Genomic DNA, 2,126 nt, shown 5'->3' with positions numbered 1-2,126 from the left:
TGCGATTCCTGCTCGGTTCCTTGTACACCCAAATCTACCAAGCCTACCCGCAGCAGCGGAGCGGCTTGCAGATCGAATGGACGTACAAACTGCTGCACACGTTCTTGTGCTTCCTGGCTGACCATCGTGTCCGTATCCGTGGTTGTATCTTCTGCCTGTACCTTTGTATATTCCACCTCAAATGGCACGGTGTCCTCAATCCATTGCATTGGCTCACTGTCCACCAGTGCAAAGCGGGTACGCAAGGTGGCATGACGGGCAATTAATTGACGGAACGCGGCTTCTACCCGTTTCACATCCAGCGGTCCGCTCACTTGCAGTACCGACGGCATGTTGTAGTTCACATCATTCGGGTCGAACTGATGCAGCACGTACAGTCGTTTTTGCGCCGAAGATAATGGGTAGAAGTTGCGTTCTTCCGTTACCGGAATGGACGCATATGTTACTTGATCCAGACCTTCCATGACCGCTGCCAGTTCTTCAATCGTTGGAGCTTCAAAAATACTGCGCAGTGGAAGCGGCTTGTTCAGCTCCTTGTGAATTTTCGAGGCCAGCGTCGTCGCCCGCAGCGAGTGTCCGCCAATCTCAAAGAAGTTTTCCTTCACACCGACCTGCGCCAGACCCAGCACATCCTGCCAAATTTGCGCCAGCTTCACTTCCACCCATGTCCGCGGTGCAACATAATCAGCTCCGCTTTGCAGGCTGCCTTCCGGTGCTGGCAGTGCCTTGCGGTCGATTTTGCCATTCGGAGTTAACGGCATCTGCTCCAGCTGTACCAGATAGGAAGGGACCATGTAACCCGGTAGCTTCTGGCTCAAAGCGCTGCGCAGTTCACTTGCCACAACTTCCCCATCGGCGACCACATAAGCGCAGAGCTGCTTCTGCCCTTGCTCATCTTCACGCGCGATGACCACAGCTTCTTGCACCGCTTCCAGCTTCAACAGCTGCGTTTCTACCTCGCCCAGTTCGATCCGGTAGCCCCGAATTTTCACCTGTGCGTCGATCCGTCCCTTATATTCCAGCGTCCCGTCCACATTCAAGCGTACCAGGTCGCCTGTGCGATAGCAGCGTTCTCCGCTGCGGAACGGGCTGTCGATGAACTTTTCGGACGTCAGGTCCGGACGGTTGCGGTATCCACGTGCCACCCCGTCACCGCCGACGATCAGCTCACCCCATACCCCGACGGGCTGAAGCCGCATCGAACGGTCCACGACATACGCTGTCGAATTATGGATCGGTCTGCCAATTGGCACCGATTCCGATTGCATACCAGTGATCGCATGCACTGTGGAAAAGGTCGTATTTTCTGTCGGGCCATAGATGTTACTGATCCGCAAGGATGGATGAGCCTCCAGCACCCGGTTCATATGTGGTACGGACATCACATCACCGCCGACCAGCAGCTCCCGTACCCCCTCGAACAGCGCCAGATCCTGCTGGGACAGCTGATTAAAGAGCGGTGTAGTCAGAAACATCGTGGTAATGCCGTGGCTACGCACAGCCTCCTTAAGCTTGGGGGCGTCCAAAATGACATCCTGGCTCACTAGCACCAGCTGTCCACCATTCAATAGCGCCCCCCAAATTTCGAAGGTGGATGCGTCGAAAACAACAGCCCCTGTCTGTAAAATGCGCGTGTCGGCATCTAATTGCGCGTAGTTTGTATTTTTCACCAAACGTACGACATTACGATGCTCCACCATAACGCCCTTCGGCTGCCCCGTCGTACCCGACGTATAAATGACATACGCCAGATCGTTCGGACTAGACAACGATTCCAGATTGGAACTATCCTCGTGATACACGCCCTGTGCCCCATTCAGCACCAGCACGTTACCGTCGAAAGCCACTTTATCCACCAGATGGCTTTGCGTTAACAATAGCTCTGCCCCCGAGTCGTCCAGCATGTAGCGGATACGCTCCTCTGGATACGTCGGATCGATGGGGACATATGCACCCCCGGCTTTCAAAATGCCTAAGATCCCCACGATCAAGTCTACCGAACGTTCGGTCATCAGACCCACCAGTCGATCCTTCGTCACGCGTTGACTACGCAAGGTGCGCGCCAGACGATTCGCACGTTCATTCAGCTCGCGATAGGTCAGCTGCTCTCCTTCGAAGAACAACGC

Annotated in this window: 1 protein-coding gene; it reads right to left on the bottom strand. The window is 54.8% G+C overall.

Translation table 11 applies throughout. From position 1 onward, the window contains the following. Positions 1-2,126 (bottom strand): amino acid adenylation domain-containing protein (locus NLX74_RS25420; RefSeq protein WP_254330923.1); only part of this gene is annotated, 2,126 nt, incomplete at both ends.

Source organism: Paenibacillus sp. MZ03-122A, from assembly GCF_024213325.1.
GTDB lineage: Bacteria > Bacillota > Bacilli > Paenibacillales > Paenibacillaceae > Paenibacillus > Paenibacillus polymyxa_B.
The sequence above is the reverse complement of the archived record's forward strand: the minus strand, read 5'-3'. Positions and strand labels throughout refer to the sequence as shown.